This is a genomic window from Photobacterium sp. GB-56 (genome assembly GCF_003026105.1).
In the GTDB taxonomy this organism is placed as follows: domain Bacteria; phylum Pseudomonadota; class Gammaproteobacteria; order Enterobacterales; family Vibrionaceae; genus Photobacterium.
In genome coordinates this window covers 318,870-335,206 of sequence record NZ_PYNW01000001.1, presented here as the reverse complement: position 1 = coordinate 335,206, position 16,337 = coordinate 318,870, and the positions used below count along the sequence as shown (strand labels likewise).

Here is a 16,337-nt window from a genome sequence, read left to right as displayed (position 1 = left end):
CCCTGCTTACGCTTCAACCTGACGTGAAACCACATCTTGTTTTGTGTCATTTTGTTCGAAATGGTAGCGACCTGTTTTCAAGCTACTTGGACCAAGACGAGCGAATTTAACCATTAGGTAAACTTCAGCAACTAAGAATGCTGTGTATAGCGCTAGAATTGCCGCTAACGAGAACCATAGTTGAGAAGGTTCAAGGTTAGATGCTGCCATATGAACAGGTAAGATTTCACCTACTGCCCATGGTTGACGGCCATATTCTGCAACGAACCAACCAGCTTCAATTGCAATCCAAGGTAGTGGAATACCAAATAGCGCAGCTTTAAGAACAAGCTTGTTACCTGTGATCTTATGACGACAAGACTGGATAAATGCAGCACCAATAATGGCGAACATTAAGAAACCAGCACCCACCATGATACGGAAGCTAAAGAATAGCGGCCATACTTGAGGGATTGAGTCATCTACTGCTTTTTGAATTTGTTCAGGTGTCGCATCAACAACTTTGTCGGTGTAAGGCTTAAGTAGTAAACCGTAACCTAAGTCTTTCTTCACTTCGTCGAAAGCTGCAATGTTTTCTGGTGTCTTATCACCTGCGCGTAATTTCTCTAGCAGGCCGTATGCAACCATACCGTTACGAATACGTACTTCGTGCTCTTTCTTAAGATCACGGATACCCGTTACTTGTGTATCAAAAGAACGTGTTGCAATGATACCCATTAGGTACGGGATCTTAATTGCATAATCGGTTTCCATGGTTTCTTGATTAGGGAAACCAAACACAGTAAATGCCGCAGGTGCTGGCTCTGTGTGCCATTCCGCTTCAATTGCTGCTAATTTAGTTTTCTGAACGTCGCCTAGCTCGTAACCTGACTCATCACCAAGGATCATTACAGAAACGATAGATGCCATACCGAACGCTGCTGCGATTGCAAATGAACGACGCGCAAACGCAATATCACGACCTTTCAGCATGTAGTATGCACTAACACCTAGAATGAACATTGCACCACATACGTAGCCAGATGCTACAGTGTGAACAAACTTCACCTGTGCTACTGGGTTAAGTACTACGTCTGCAAAGCTCACCATTTCCATACGCATTGTTTCAAAGTTGAAATCAGCGCCGACTGGGTTTTGCATCCAACCGTTAGCAATAAGAATCCATAGTGCGGAGAAGTTTGAACCAAGAGCGACTAGCCAAGTGACAGCAAGGTGCTGGCGCTTAGATAGGCGATCCCAACCAAAGAAGAACATGCCGACTAGCGTTGATTCTAAGAAGAATGCCATTAGTGCTTCGATTGCCAATGGCGCACCGAAGATATCACCAACGTAGTGAGAGTAGTATGCCCAGTTTGTACCAAACTGGAACTCCATAGATAGGCCGGTAGCCACACCAAGAGCAAAGTTAATCGCGAAAAGCTTACCCCAGAACTTAGTCATGTCCTTGTAGATTTGCTTTCCGGTCATTACATAAACTGACTCCATAATGGCTAGTAAAAAAGCCATACCTAGAGTCAATGGAACGAACAAAAAGTGATACATCGCTGTTAGAGCGAACTGTAACCGCGATAGTTCGACGACATCAGTTAACATTGATAACTCCTTTATTCACCAGCTGACTGGTGACAGTACTAATATGTACCGATTATTGGGTTTAGCTTTGTATAGAGAACTTATTGCAATTTTGCCGACCTTCCTGATCACTTGCTTATAGTTGCAAGCATCCATGTTGTGTTGCAATATTGTTTAAATAAATTTAAATATACGTAATTCTATAGCTAATTTAGTCGTCGGTAATATTACAGATATTAAATGCAATCTTCAAAGAGTTTATTACGCGTTTTGCTTTGACAAATATCAAGAAAAAATGAGCTTGATAGCCTGTACGCAGATATTTTTGATTTAGATCAATTTACGGAAGATTTTGATAGGAAGAATGAATTAGGAAGGAGTAAACAATGAATTATATTTGATCGTATTCTGAAATATTGTTCCTTTTGCTATTTTTATTAAATCATGACTGTGAAATGAAGTGAGTCATTTTTTTACTTTACCATTATAACAATCTTATAAACCACTGAACAATAAAGAAAATAATCAAAACATCGTCTAAACTTCCATTCGTTGTCTTGTAAGGTATCGTAACCGACACTCAACTATCTAAACATACGAATGTATAAATATCTAAGTTAAACATAACGTCTTTTATTTTTTACTAAATATCAGCCCGTTAATGTATAAAATTAAACCGTCGATACAATAAAAATAAAACGTTTCGCATTTGTGATATTGCCTTGTCTATATTTCCCATTAGCTTTCACCTAATAAAAATGAAAACTATAATCATTTTTTTGACAATAAAAAACAGATAAATATTACTTGAATCATGAGTAAATAGTAAAATTGATTTTTAAATAACTAACGTGATAAATAAACATCAAATCAAAATAACAATAAATTCACAATATAATAAAAATATTAAACAAAAAGCGTGGCTTTCATCGCCACGCTTAATTTTTCTCGAATCGTTAATTTACTTCGTATTTTCAGGGAGGTCTAAACCAAAATGGAGATATGCGCGATGTGTCGCAATTCGGCCTCTTGGTGTCCGTTGTAAATAACCTTGCTGAATCAAATACGGTTCAAGTACATCTTCAATTGTATCTTTCTCTTCACCAATAGCTGCTGCTAAGTTATCTAAACCGACAGGGCCACCCATAAACTTTTCAATAATAGCTAATAGAAGTTTACGGTCCATATAATCAAAACCGCTGCTATCAACATCGAGCATGTCTAATGCTTTATTAGCGATATCAGGACAAATATGTCCGTTACCTTTTACTTCAGCGTAATCTCGCACACGCCGTAACAAACGATTAGCGATACGTGGCGTGCCACGAGCACGCATGGCCATTTCCATCGCGCCGCCTTCTTCCATTGATAGTCCTAAACATTTAGCACTTCGGCCTACAATGTCTTTGAGATCTTCTACTTTGTAATACTCAAGGCGTTGTGTAATACCAAAACGATCACGTAAAGGCGAAGTTAATGAGCCCGCTCGTGTCGTTGCACCTATTAATGTGAATGGGGGTAAATCAATTTTAATCGATCGTGCCGCAGGACCTTCACCAATCATAATATCTAATTGGTAATCTTCCATTGCAGGATACAATACTTCTTCAACTTGAGGGCTTAAGCGATGTATTTCATCAATAAATAATACATCGTTTTCTTCAAGGTTTGTAAGTAGCGCAGCCAAATCACCGGCTTTTTCAAGTACAGGGCCTGAGGTTGTACGAATACTTACCCCCATTTCATTCGCCACTATATTTGCAAGCGTTGTTTTACCCAATCCTGGAGGACCAAAGATCAATAAATGATCTAAGGCTTCATCACGCATCTTTGCCGCTTTAATAAATATTTCCATTTGATCACGAACATGATCCTGTCCTTGATAATCATCAAGTAATTTAGGTCGTATTGCGCGATCAATTATATCGTCTTCACGGGTTGTTTCGAAATTACCAGAAACCAGTCGATCAGCTTCAATCATATTTTAATGCCTATACCCAACTTACAGGGTTATACCATTGAGCGTAGTGCATCACGAATAATCGCTTCACTACTCATCTCTGGTTGTGTGACTTGAGAAACCACTTTCGCGGCAATTTGTGGTTTATAACCCAGTGCAACCAATGCACTCACCGCTTCATCTTCAGCGCGAGCTTGATTTGATGGATCTTGGATCGGAGCATTGGATGCCGCTGTATCAAGTGCTGGCGTAAATAAGTCACCTTCACCCCACCCTTTTAAGCGATCTTTCATTTCAACAACTAAACGTTCTGCTGTTTTCTTGCCGACTCCGGGGATTTTAACTAGCGTAGTCACATCTTCTAATTCAACGCTACGAACAAATTGACTTGCAGTCATAGCTGATAAAATTGCTAAGCCTAATTTAGGCCCAACACCGTTCGCTTTAATTACTTCACGGAATAACTCACGTTCATTTTTATTATTAAAGCCATACAGTAGTTGCGCATCTTCTCGTACCACAAAGTGAGTAAAGATAATGGCTTCTTGGCCGATCTGTGGTAACTCATAAAAACAGCTCATTGGCATCTGCACTTCATAACCAATGCCACCAACTTCAAGTAATACTTCAGGTGGCTGCTTTTCAATTACAATTCCGCGTAGTCGACCAATCAAAACATCATCTCTATAGTGAATTTAAACTGGCACTAGAATAGTAAAGAACTGGATAGACATCCAGTTCTTTATCGATTTTACGAAGAGTGAGAAACAACTTGATCAAGTTGTTGTGTTAAATGACGAACAGCAACCACTTGCTGATTTAATTCTGTACCATGTTGTGCAACTATTGCAGCCACACTTTGTGTATTTACCACACTATTAGCAACTTCACTGCTCGCTTCATCCAGCTCTTTTAATGCGGTTGATTGAGCAGTCATCAAACCCGATAACCCTTGTACATCTTGCGAAATCGTTGTGACTTGCTGAATGATATTATTCATCCGTTCAGTACTGGCGTTAATCACACCTTGACCGTGCCGTACTTCCTGCTCACTACGATCCAATAGATGGCGGATCTCAACGGCAGATTGACTACTTTTCGCCGAAAGCTCCCGTACTTGATCTGCTACAACCGCAAATCCCCTTCCCTGATCTCCAGCACGAGCCGCTTCTATCGAAGCATTTAGCGCAAGCAAATTGGTTTGTTCAGCAACAGAGGTGATTAAGTCCGCCACTTTCATAATCTCATCATGACTATTAATAATTTGGCTGATCGCTTGCGTTGAATCTTCTAAGTGCGCCGAACTTTTTTGCGCCAGCTCATAAACCACGTCGCTTTTTTCACGTAATTCCTCAACAAACTGACTTGAGCTCTCAACTCCAAGGACCATTTGGTGTACTTGATGGCTCATTTGTTCAGCAGCGCTGGCTTGTGATTCACTATTAATATTCAGTTCATTGACTTGGCTATCTAGCTGAGACGATTGATTCGCTAAGCTATAAGATACTTGCTTTAATTGTTCAGAATTATTATTCGCTTGAAGTAATACATCAGATAGACGTAACTCACCTTCAGTTGCTTTACTGGCCTCTGATTCACTTTTTAGCTTAGCTTTCTCGGCACGATTAATTGCTATATCACGTTGTTTCGCCGTAAAAGCTAATGCAATACCAATGACAATCAATGGCAATACGGTTCCAGACCAAACCTCAATTTGCTGTGCTGTATGAGATAAAGAAAGCTGTGGAAATGAAACACCCTGCATATGTTGGTATGTCATGTAAGCCGAAACACAAATGATCAAGCTACTCCAAAGAATAGCCATCGCGCGCGTTGCCGAGAGGAAGAAAGAGACAACTAACAAAGGCACCCAATAAGTCTGCGTTGAATCAACCACACCACCACTTTGATAAATAATATTCAGCGCGTGGATTGCCATACCAATAAAACCTAAATTTAAAGATATTAAAGGCTGCTGAAGCCAACGCAGGCTCGAAATAGCAAGGAGTTCTAATACAATCAATATGACAGAAGTAAAAACAAGATTATCATGACCATGGTTTGACCATTTAATCAAACTATAGATACCAACGAGAAAAGCGATAAAAGTAAATAAGGAAAGGATATCGGCTTGGCGTTGTTGTGCTGTTGTCCATTGAGGTTGGCGCGGCATAAATATACTGCGCCATAAAGTGGCAGGGTTCATGATCACTTCCTTGCTTATTATCGTTAGACCTCTGACCACTATAGATTGTTAACATTTCTATAACAAATATCTTAATAAATATATGCCTTAAGTGTCTCATCTTTAATAATAGTAAGCTTATTAACGATAACGCCCCTTTCGTGCTCCCGTCGCTTTCCCTGCCATTGCCACTAAGGTTTTATAGGTATGCGCGTGACAAATCGCAACAGCTAAAGCATCAGCAGCATCAGCTTGAGGCTTACCTGCTAGCTTTAATACGGAACAAACCATATGTTGTACTTGCGCTTTATCTGCCCCACCGTTTCCGACTACCGCCTGTTTGATCAATCGCGCGGCATATTCACTGACCGGCAAATCTGCATTTACCGCTGCAACAATTGCACTGCCTCGCGCCTGACCTAATTTAATCGCAGAGCTGGCATTTTTGCCCATGAACACTTCTTCAATGGCAAAAAAATCAGGCTGAAATTGCGTGATCACTTCAGACACGCCTGCATAGATTTGCTTTAATCGTCCAGGAATACCAGGCTCTGAGGTGCGAATACAGCCGCTTCCTAAATACTCTAAATTACGTCCAACCTGACGAATTACCCCGTACCCCGTAATACGAGAGCCGGGGTCTATACCTAAAATTATCGACATTTTTCACTACTATTAGTAGCAATTATTCAAGCGTAGCTGCTACTTCATCTGACATGTCACCGTTATGGTAGACTTCTTGAATGTCATCCAAATCTTCTAATGCATCAATCAAGCGTAATAGTTTAGGTGCTGTTGTTGCATCTAACTCAGCCTTCGTTGATGGCACTAAGGTTACTTCTGCATTTTCTGCTGTAAAACCTGCGGCATCTAATGCATCTTTCACGCTACCGAAATCTGCAGGTGTCGTATAAACATCGATTGAACCATCGTCATTAGTTTCAATATCGTCAGCGCCAGACTCTAACGCGACTTCCATAACAGCATCTTCATCTAACCCCGCCGCATAAGAAATCACGCCTTTTTTATCAAAAAGGTAACCTACGCTGCCATCCGTGCCAAGATTCCCCCCCGCTTTAGAGAAAGCATGACGTACGCCAGATACTGTTCGATTACGGTTATCCGTTAAACACTCAACCATTACCGCCGTACCCGCAGGACCGTAACCTTCATAAATGACAGTTTCTACGCCTTCGTCACCTTCACCACCAGCACCACGTGTTACTGCACGGTTGATAGTATCTCGAGTCATGTTATTTGATAGTGCTTTATCAATGGCAGCACGTAATCGAGGATTATTCTCAGGCTCACTGCCACCTTCTTTAGCGGCTACAGTAATCTCACGAATTAACTTAGTAAAAATTTTACCGCGTTTAGCATCTTGAGCTGCTTTACGATGTTTTATATTGGCAAATTTACTGTGTCCAGCCATGTTATCTCCAATCCGGCAATGTTAATTTTTTTGCTTGCATGAAAACATAAACCAAATAAGAGGTTAAAGCGAACAAAACACTTTTACCAAATAAGATGGACAGCAGAAAGGAATCAACAAAAGACAAAAAAGCCGATGTCTTATAGGCGTTCACTAAAAAGTGGCAAATAAGTCATCGGCTTTTATTACAGCAAATTAATCAGATCACTCTGCGTCTTTTGCTTCTTCGTCTTTCTTAGCAATTTTAACGGCAATAGATAATTCTTCTAGCGCTGCTGGGTTTGCTAGGCTTGGCGCGTCAGTTAATAGACATGCTGCTGCCGTTGTTTTAGGGAACGCGATAACATCACGGATATTATCTGTACCACAAAGAAGCATTACAAGACGGTCAAGACCAAACGCAAGACCTGCGTGTGGTGGCGTACCGAATTTCAGAGCGTCAAGTAGGAAACCAAACTTCAAACGTTGCTCATCAGCAGAGATACCTAAGATATCAAATACTGTTGATTGCATAGCAGAGTTATGGATACGTACTGAACCACCGCCCACTTCATAACCATTGATTACCATATCGTACGCATTTGATAGCGCTGCTGCAGGGTTAGCCGCTAGCTCTTCTGGTGTTAGGTTTAATGGTGATGTGAATGGGTGGTGCATTGCAGATAGTGAACCATCTTCGTTCTCTTCGAACATTGGGAAATCAACAACCCAAAGTGGTTTCCATGCTGACTTGTCTGTTAGACCTAGATCTTCACCTAGTTTCAGACGAAGTGCGCCCATCGCTTCTGTTACAACACGTTTGCTGTCTGCACCGAATAGAATGATGTCGCCAGATTCTGCTTGAGTGCGCTCAAGAAGATTAGCAACCACTTCTTCGTTAAGGAACTTCGCAACAGGAGATTGAACACCTTCAAAACCTGCAGCGCGATCGTTAACTTTCATCCATGCTAGGCCTTTCGCGCCATAGATACCCACGAACTTAGTGTATTCGTCGATTTGCTTACGGCTTAGCTCAGCACCACCAGGTACACGGATAACCGCTACACGACCTTTTTCGTCGTTAGCTGGGCCTGAGAATACTTTGAAATCAACATCTTTAACGATGTCTGCAACATCAACTAGCTCAAGTGGGTTACGTAGATCTGGCTTATCAGAACCGAAACGACGCGCGGCTTCTTCGAAAGACATGATTGGGAATGTGCCTAGGTCTACGTTTAGTAGCTCTTTCCACATTTCAGTGATCATCTTTTCAGTTACAGCACGCACTTCTTCAGCTGTCATGAAAGATGTTTCGATATCGATCTGAGTAAATTCAGGTTGACGGTCAGCACGTAAGTCTTCATCACGGAAACACTTAACGATTTGGTAGTAACGATCAAAACCAGACATCATTAGCAGCTGCTTAAATAGCTGTGGTGATTGTGGTAATGCGTAGAAGTTACCTTTGTGAACACGACTTGGTACTAAGTAATCACGCGCGCCTTCTGGCGTTGCTTTTGTTAGTACTGGTGTTTCAATATCAAGGAATGCATTGTCATCTAAGAAACGACGAACGAAGCTTGATGCTTTTGCACGTAGCTTAATACGATCGCTCATTTCTGGGCGACGAAGATCTAAGTAACGGTACTTTAGACGCTGCTCTTCAGAGTTCTTTTGGTTGAAATCAAGCGGTAACGCGTCAGAACGGTTAATGATTTCAAGGCCAGTTGCATAAACCTCAACTTCACCTGTTGCCATGTCTTTATTACATTGGCTTTCAGGACGCTCACGCACTTCACCCGTTAGGCGAATACAAAACTCGTTACGTAATTGGTTTGCTAGTGTGAAGATCTCAGTCATATCAGGATCAATAACAACCTGAACCACACCTTCGCGATCACGCATATCAATAAAGATAAGGCCGCCTAAATCACGACGACGGTTTACCCAGCCGCATAAATCGACTGTTTGTCCTGCAAGGGACTTGTTCAGGTGTCCACAATAATGGGTGCGCATAAGAAATTCCCAATCTATATACTTTACATTCCTGCGTTTAGTGTCGATAACGCTAAACGTCAGGCGAATTCAATCCCGACCGCTTGCTGTCTAATTTATCGTCTAAATTGGATAGCAAGAAGGCCAAGAGGTAAAAATAACGAGGCATTATACCCAAACAGGCTCAATAAGCGAAGTGATCCGACGGTAATTCATCACCAATTCGTTATGACGACTTTAAAGTCTTATTATGACCAAATATCTACGGCAATTTAGACTTTTACAAACAAAATCACGTAAGATAAATCATCACTCTCAACTTAATAAACCCAAGTCTTATTATGTCTTCACCTTCTGATTTATCTTTACCGTTATATCTTGGGTTATCTCAATGGTCACATAATCATTGGCAGCAAAGCATATACGGTAAAGGCTGTAAAAATGGTGACCGTTTAGCTCGCTATGCTGAGGTATTTCATACTGTCGAGGGAAATACCACCTTTTACGCTATTCCGAGCATGACGACGGTAAAAAATTGGAACGGTGCGACACCTGACAGTGGATTTAAATTTACCTTTAAAATTCCCCAAACCATCACACATCAGCAGCAGCTTCGTCATAGTAATCAAAGCTTGGTGGATTTTCTCAATACCATGTCGCCGGTTGAGGAAAAAACGGGCGTATGGATGATTCAGCTACCTGCGAGGTTTAGTCCTCACGATTTACCCTTACTCGATGCCTTTTTAGATCAGTTTCCACGCCACTTTACTACCGGTGTCGAAGTTCGCCATCCTGCGTTCTTTGCCAAAGGCGAAGAGGAAAAAGCACTTAATCGAATGCTGTTAGAAAAAGGCAGTAACCGCATTATTATGGATAGCCGTCCTGTATTTTCAGCCATAGCGAATACAGAAGCGGTGATTGATGCACAAAAGAAGAAACCTCGCGTGCCAGTTCATGCAATCGCAACCGCTGATAACCCTGTGATCCGCTTTATTGGTCATCCTGATGATGCGTGTAACGATCCTTTTTTTAAAAACTGGCTACAACGACTGCCTTTATGGATCAAAGAAGGTAAAACGCCCTATCTCTTTATTCATACCCCAGACAATAACGCTGCGCCTGAATCAGCCCGTCGGCTTTATAATGTGTTACGCGATCACCTTATCAGCGAAAACAACACTCTTTCGCCACTCCCCGAACTTGCTATACCCAGTGCAGCTGAAATAAGTACGCCACAAATCTCTTTGCTATAACGCAAATAATCAATCAAAGAACAAATCAGAAATCATTAAAGACAAATGCTGCTATTTTCTCTACAATACGCGACCTTTCAAAGGTGATGGATCGCCTGAGTATCAGCAAGGTTTGATGCTCAATACGTACAATGGATCCCTGTTCTTTATATATTATGAGGTTCGTGAGAAATGGCAGGCCACGACAATATTTTTGCTGCGCCAATTGAAAAACTCGGTGATTTTACGTTCGATGAGCGTGTTGCTGAAGTCTTCCCTGATATGATCCAACGCTCTGTGCCGGGTTACAGTAATATCATCTCAGCAATTGGCATGTTAGCTGAGCGCTTTGCCAAGCCTCATTCTAAAGTTTTTGATCTTGGTTGCTCTTTAGGGGCAGCCACTCTTTCTATGCGTCGCCATATTCAGCAAGAAGGTTGCGAAATATTAGCAATTGATAATTCTGCTGCTATGGTTGAACGATGCCGATTATTAGTGGACGCATATCGCTCTGACACACCAGTGCAAGTACTTGAAGCTGATATCCGTGATGTTGATATTCATGACGCTTCAGTCGTGGTGTTAAATTTCACTCTCCAATTCCTTGTACCTGAAGATCGCCAAGCATTATTAGAAAAAATCTATGCTGGCTTACGCCCTGGCGGTATTTTAATTTTGTCGGAGAAATATATTTTCGATGACGAACGTGCCAATGAGTTGTTGATTGATTTACACCACGATTTTAAACGAGCGAATGGTTATAGCGAGCTAGAGATCAGCCAAAAACGGAGCGCAATAGAAAATGTGATGCGCCCTGACAGTATTGAAACCCACAAAACACGTTTCAAGAAAATCGGCTTTTCTAGTTCTGAAGTATGGTTCCAGTGCTTCAATTTCGGCTCAATGTTTGCGATTAAATAAGGTTTTTTGTTCCATATGTTTAGTTTTTCTGATTTTTATCAGCTTCTTGCCCAGCATGAAACATTACGTCCATGGCTAAATACTCTACCTAAACAATTAAGTGATTGGGAAAATAGAGAGCACGGTGATATGGCTCGTTGGGTTCGCGCATTGCAAAAGTTCCCAACCGATAAACCCGATATTATTGATTTAAAAAATGAAGTCAGTGTTCGTAATGAAGTCCCGATTGCCGATGGTGAGAAAAAACGTTTAGAAAGTCTATTACGTTTGCTTCACCCTTGGCGTAAAGGCCCATTTACTATGCACGATATTCATATCGATACGGAATGGCGCTCAGATTGGAAATGGGATCGTGTACTGCCTCACATTACACCACTAAAAGGCCGTAGCGTATTAGATGTAGGCTGTGGTAATGGCTATCATATGTGGCGCATGCTGGGTGAAGGTGCAAAGCTTACCGTCGGTATCGACCCATCAAGCTTATTTTTAATTCAATTTGAAGCCATTAAGCGATTAATGGGCAACGATGATCGCGCATTCTTATTACCATTAGGTATTGAAGATCTGCCCGAATTAAAAGCATTTGATACGGTATTTAGTATGGGAGTCCTGTACCACCGTCGTTCACCGCTCGATCACATTATTCAGTTAAAGAATCAGCTGCGTAAAGGCGGTGAAGTCATTCTAGAAACATTGGTGATTGATGGTGATGAAAATGCGGTATTGGTTCCAACTCACCGCTACGCCCAAATGCACAATGTTTATTTCTTCCCATCAGCAAAAGCATTAAAAGTGTGGATGGAAAAATGTGGCTTTGTTGATGTGCGTATTGTTGATGAGAATATAACAACAACAGATGAGCAAAGAACGACAGATTGGATGACAAATAATTCCCTTCCGGAATATTTAGATCCAGAAAATCCGTCAAAAACTATCGAAGGATATCCAGCACCAAAACGTGCGGTTTTAATAGCCCGCAATCCTGACTAGTAACTGACACTGGGATGCTGTTCGCATCCCTTTTTGTAAGGTAAACTACGGTCGACATTAGAAAATAGACGCACATAGGAGATATGATGCTTCGCTTCAGCGTACCATTAATCACAATTGCAATACTGACAGGGTGTTCAAACACGCAGCCTCAAGATCATCAAGAAACCTTGGCAGCGATCAGCAACGTAGAACAGAATATTAATTCTCAATTAGATACTGTTTCTACCCGAATGGATTCACAACAGCAATATATTACCGAACTCGAAAGTAAATTAGCGTCTATATCTAAAGATCTAAAGTTTATTAAGCAAAAAAGCCTAGAAAAGCCTAAAGTTATTGTTGAAAAACAAATTGTTCGAGTGCCTGTTGAGCCAAAAATTGAAGATAATCCAACCCAAGCCAATGGTAAAGCTATCCTTGGTCAGGAAGAGTGGGTTTGGCTTGATTCGGTTAAATCATTCTTTAAAGCACGTGTCGATACAGGTGCAACCACCTCTTCTTTAAATGCTGTTGATGTACAAACTTTTGAACGAGATGGAAAAGAATGGGTACGTTTTAACCTGAGTCATGATTCAGCAGAAGATACACCAGAAGAAAAAGCACAAAACGATAAAGCAACACCTGAAACTATCGAAGCACCTATTCTGCGTTGGGTTCGTATCCGTCAATCAACTTCAGAAGATGCGGTACGTCGCCCTGTAATTGAAGCTTGGATCACGCTTGGCAATTTACATGAAAAAGCGCAATTCACGCTTGCAGATCGAACTAAGATGGATTTCCCTGTTTTATTAGGTCGTGAGTTCTTTAAAGACATTGCACTCGTTGATGTGGGTAAAGAATTTGTTCAAGGAAAAACTGAGCCAAAACCAGAGCCAGTTAGTGCTAATAAATAAATGATGAGGATGTCATGACGTCTAGAGTACCTTTTTATATCCTTATTTCACTGCTTATTATTGCAGGTTTAGGGTTGAGCATGTATCGCCACGATGTCTACGGTGTGCCGTGGACACCAGGCGAAGAGCGTGCAGTGTGGGAAGTTGAAGCACGTGTTCAATTCGATGCTGTTGGTGATCCTGTACAAGTTAAAATGGCCACGCCTGAAACACAGGAAGGCTTTACCTTAATTGATGAAAGTACGTCGTCTCCTCCTGGCTACTCTGTACTTATTCATGATACGAAAGAAGGTCACCAAGCTGACTGGGCTACGCGTACCGCAATGGGTAAGCAAGTGCTTTACTACAAAACTCAGCTTCTTGTTGATGATCAAGCGCAGTACAAAGAGATCCCACCTAAAGGTGAACCTGCAGCGGTTAGTTTAAGTAACCCACAACAAACAGCAGCAACAGCACTGTTAACACAGGCGCGTAATTTATCTGCGAACAACACCACGTTTGCCCGTGAGCTTATTCGCCAATTACAAGATAAACAAAACCAAAACGCATCTGTGTTACTTGATTCTATGAGTCCGCAAGAAGCCATTACGAATTTACTTTCACTTGAAGGTATCCATTCGCGTATTGTTAGCGGTTTAAAACTTGAAGATGGTCGTCGTCGCCAAACAGTGATGCCGATGGTTGAAGTGTGGGATAACAATAGTTGGAAGCTCTTTAATCTGACTACTGGCGAAGAAGGCAAACCTTCGGATGTAATGATTTGGAACCAACAAGGCAGTGCGATGCTAGATGTTGTTGGTGGTCGAAATTCTAATATTAGTTTTTCTATCATTGCTCAAGACATCACACCACAGCGTGCTACGCAAGAGAAGATTAAAGCCGAAGACTTATTAAACTTCTCAATCCACTCATTACCACTCGAAGAACAAGCAATGTTTAAAACCATTATGCTTGTTCCTATTGGTGCCCTGATTGTGGTATTCCTTCGCGTGATTATTGGCTTGAAAACCTCTGGTACTTTCATGCCAGTGTTAATCGCGGTTGCGTTTGTCCAAACACAATTATTAACGGGTATTGTTGGTTTCTTATTGATTGTTGGTACAGGTTTAATTATTCGAAGTTATTTATCGAAATTGAACTTGCTCTTAGTCTCACGAATATCCGCGGTAATTATTACCGTAATATTGATCATTTCAATATTCACGGTTGTTGCCTTTAAGATTGGTCTTATTGAAGGTCTAACAATTACCTTCTTCCCAATGATCATCTTGTCATGGACTATCGAACGTATGTCGATTCTATGGGAAGAAGAAGGGGCGAAAGAAGTCTTCGTACAAGGTGGTGGTTCACTACTCACTGCGATCCTTGTGTACCTTGCAATGACGAACCCTATGATCCGTCACCTAACATTTAACTTCATTGGTGTGCAGTTCATCATTCTAGCTGCCATCCTAATGCTAGGTAACTACACAGGTTATCGTTTAAGTGAACTTCGTCGTTTTAAGCCGCTAACTGAGGATTAATCGATGAATTTACTTGCACGTTTTACTTCACCAAACAAGCTGAAAGAACGTGGCATCATGGGGATGAACAAGCGTAATCATAGCTACATTGGTCGCTATAATGATCGCAGCCTTTATCCTCTTGTTGATGATAAATTAAAAACAAAATTTATCGCCCAACAAGCCGGTGCAACCGTTCCTGATTTGATCGGTGTTATCGATAGCCAAGGCTCAGTAAAAAAAATCCACGATATGGTAAAAGATTGGCCTGGATTTGTGATTAAGCCCGCACAAGGCTCGGGCGGTAAAGGCATTTTAGTTATTGTTAAGCACAAAGACGGTATTTATGTAAAACCGTCTGGTGCAGAAATCAATAAACAAGATGTTGAACGTCATATTACCAATACCCTCGCGGGACTATTCTCGTTGGGTGGTAAAAATGATGTCGCCATGGTCGAAAACTTGATCCAATTTGATAATGTTTTTGATGGCTTTAGTTTTGAAGGTGTACCTGATGTTCGTGTCATCGTATTTAAAGGCTATCCTGTGATGGCGATGATGCGTTGTTCGACCTCTGCGTCCGATGGCAAAGCAAACTTGCACCAAGGTGCTGTCGGTGTCGGGATTGATATCGCGTCAGGTAAAGCGGTACGAGCAGTTCAATTTAATCAGCCAATTGAACACCACCCAGATACTGATCGTTTACTCAGCGAGCTTCAAGTACCTAATTGGAACAAGCTACTAACGCTTGCTGCGAGTGCTTGGGAAATGACAGGCTTAGGCTACATGGGTACAGATATGGTGTTAGACAAAGTGAAAGGCCCTATGGTGCTAGAGCTAAATGCTCGACCAGGATTGGCCATTCAAATTGCAAATGGTTGTGGTTTACTCCCTCGCCTTCGCCATATTGAAAATATCGGTACTTCTGCACATACGCCAACACCTGAAGAGCGTGTCGCTTATGCTGCTCACCAGTTCGGTGTCAAACCTAAGTTTTAATCTTCTCGGTTAATACCTTTTGAAAGCCCTGTCGTGTTATCACGACAGGGCTTTTTTATTTTTATTAATAATATAAAAAATTAAAGCTCTTGGCATTGATGTCGATATAAAGACTATCACTATGATTAAGGCTTACTTTTCCATGCAACACATTTCTTTAGATAATATGCTGATCAATGAGATCCAGCTCGGTACAGGACTCAACCAAGCGGTTGAATCTGGTCGTCGTGCTGATTTCTCATTAATGCTTGCATTGCTATCTTCTGAATTAATGGAAAACACACCGCAAGATAACGAGCCTGAGCAGATTCAAACAGAGCAACAACTACGTGCTTATTTTGAGCTACCTTTTCCTCAACCGCTGACCACATCAAAACATTGTTACCAACGCTCTGCGGATCAGGCAAAAGCTTTCCATGAATCAGGTATTGCGAGTACCCGTTTACTACACGGCCTGCAACCCACAGCGTTAACGTTCCCAGCAGAGAACACTAAAGGATTACCTGAAGATATCTTTCACAACCTTTCAGTACACGAACGTCGCAAGCTTCCACCAGAAGAGCCTCGTCCTATCTCGGCATCACCAAAAACCTTATATGCTTCGCTTATTCATGCAAAGCGAACTTCTGAGCTTTATCACGCCGCTTAATATTCATATAACTATCTGCCAACCC

The 16,337-nt window shown here is 41.5% G+C and carries 14 protein-coding genes; 7 read left to right on the top strand and 7 right to left on the bottom strand.

Translation table 11 applies throughout. The annotated features are described in order from the left end of the window. Positions 1–6 precede the first annotated feature (6 nt). The 7 genes from cydA to aspS all read right to left on the bottom strand — a co-directional run bounded on the left by cydA (position 7) and on the right by aspS (position 9,144). Entirely contained in the window at positions 7–1,593 is a 1,587-nt protein-coding gene (cydA, locus tag C9J42_RS01630; RefSeq protein WP_107205624.1) for a cytochrome ubiquinol oxidase subunit I, read from the bottom strand. A 940-nt stretch (positions 1,594–2,533) separates the two neighbouring features. After that, positions 2,534–3,553, bottom strand: coding sequence for a Holliday junction branch migration DNA helicase RuvB (gene ruvB, locus C9J42_RS01625; RefSeq protein ID WP_105060588.1), 1,020 nt, complete (start codon positions 3,551–3,553; stop codon positions 2,534–2,536). Positions 3,554–3,582: 29 nt separating this feature from the next. Then, positions 3,583–4,206, bottom strand: a complete 624-nt coding sequence (gene ruvA / locus C9J42_RS01620) for a Holliday junction branch migration protein RuvA (protein WP_107205622.1) — start codon at positions 4,204–4,206, stop codon at positions 3,583–3,585. A gap of 77 nt (positions 4,207–4,283) precedes the next feature. Then, on the bottom strand, positions 4,284–5,738 hold the full coding sequence (locus C9J42_RS01615) for a methyl-accepting chemotaxis protein (RefSeq protein WP_107259425.1): 1,455 nt from the start codon (positions 5,736–5,738) through the stop codon (positions 4,284–4,286). A gap of 120 nt (positions 5,739–5,858) precedes the next feature. Beyond that, positions 5,859–6,380 carry a crossover junction endodeoxyribonuclease RuvC gene (ruvC, locus tag C9J42_RS01610; protein WP_005370662.1) on the bottom strand — a complete coding sequence of 174 codons (522 nt, stop codon included), beginning with the start codon at positions 6,378–6,380 and terminating at the stop codon, positions 5,859–5,861. A gap of 22 nt (positions 6,381–6,402) precedes the next feature. Continuing rightward, on the bottom strand, positions 6,403–7,149 hold the full coding sequence (locus tag C9J42_RS01605) for a YebC/PmpR family DNA-binding transcriptional regulator (protein ID WP_107245547.1): 747 nt from the start codon (positions 7,147–7,149) through the stop codon (positions 6,403–6,405). Positions 7,150–7,353: 204 nt separating this feature from the next. Continuing rightward, the gene (gene aspS, locus C9J42_RS01600; RefSeq protein ID WP_107245548.1) at positions 7,354–9,144 is read right to left on the bottom strand and encodes an aspartate--tRNA ligase; all 1,791 of its coding nucleotides are present in this window, start codon (positions 9,142–9,144) and stop codon (positions 7,354–7,356) included. Between the two features lie 320 nt (positions 9,145–9,464). Between aspS and C9J42_RS01595 the strand changes: the two genes are divergently transcribed. The 7 genes from C9J42_RS01595 (at position 9,465) to C9J42_RS01565 (ending at position 16,312) form a co-directional block, all read left to right on the top strand. Continuing rightward, on the top strand, positions 9,465–10,376 hold the full coding sequence (locus C9J42_RS01595) for a DUF72 domain-containing protein (protein WP_107259423.1): 912 nt from the start codon (positions 9,465–9,467) through the stop codon (positions 10,374–10,376). Between the two features lie 171 nt (positions 10,377–10,547). Further along, positions 10,548–11,276, top strand: a complete 729-nt coding sequence (gene cmoA / locus C9J42_RS01590) for a carboxy-S-adenosyl-L-methionine synthase CmoA (RefSeq protein ID WP_005370656.1) — start codon at positions 10,548–10,550, stop codon at positions 11,274–11,276. Between the two features lie 15 nt (positions 11,277–11,291). Further along, positions 11,292–12,266, top strand: a complete 975-nt coding sequence (gene cmoB, locus C9J42_RS01585) for a tRNA 5-methoxyuridine(34)/uridine 5-oxyacetic acid(34) synthase CmoB (protein ID WP_107259419.1) — start codon at positions 11,292–11,294, stop codon at positions 12,264–12,266. Between the two features lie 86 nt (positions 12,267–12,352). Further along, positions 12,353–13,162 carry an ATP-dependent zinc protease gene (locus C9J42_RS01580; protein WP_107245553.1) on the top strand — a complete coding sequence of 270 codons (810 nt, stop codon included), beginning with the start codon at positions 12,353–12,355 and terminating at the stop codon, positions 13,160–13,162. A gap of 14 nt (positions 13,163–13,176) precedes the next feature. Beyond that, a complete protein-coding gene (locus C9J42_RS01575) occupies positions 13,177–14,685 on the top strand; it encodes an inactive transglutaminase family protein (protein ID WP_107205615.1) in 1,509 nt (502 codons plus the stop codon). Positions 14,686–14,688: 3 nt separating this feature from the next. Next, complete coding sequence (locus tag C9J42_RS01570) at positions 14,689–15,663, top strand: alpha-L-glutamate ligase-like protein (RefSeq protein ID WP_105060595.1); 975 nt, start codon at positions 14,689–14,691, stop codon at positions 15,661–15,663. A 142-nt stretch (positions 15,664–15,805) separates the two neighbouring features. Then, positions 15,806–16,312 carry a VC2046/SO_2500 family protein gene (locus C9J42_RS01565; RefSeq protein WP_107292067.1) on the top strand — a complete coding sequence of 169 codons (507 nt, stop codon included), beginning with the start codon at positions 15,806–15,808 and terminating at the stop codon, positions 16,310–16,312. Positions 16,313–16,337: the final 25 nt, after the last annotated feature.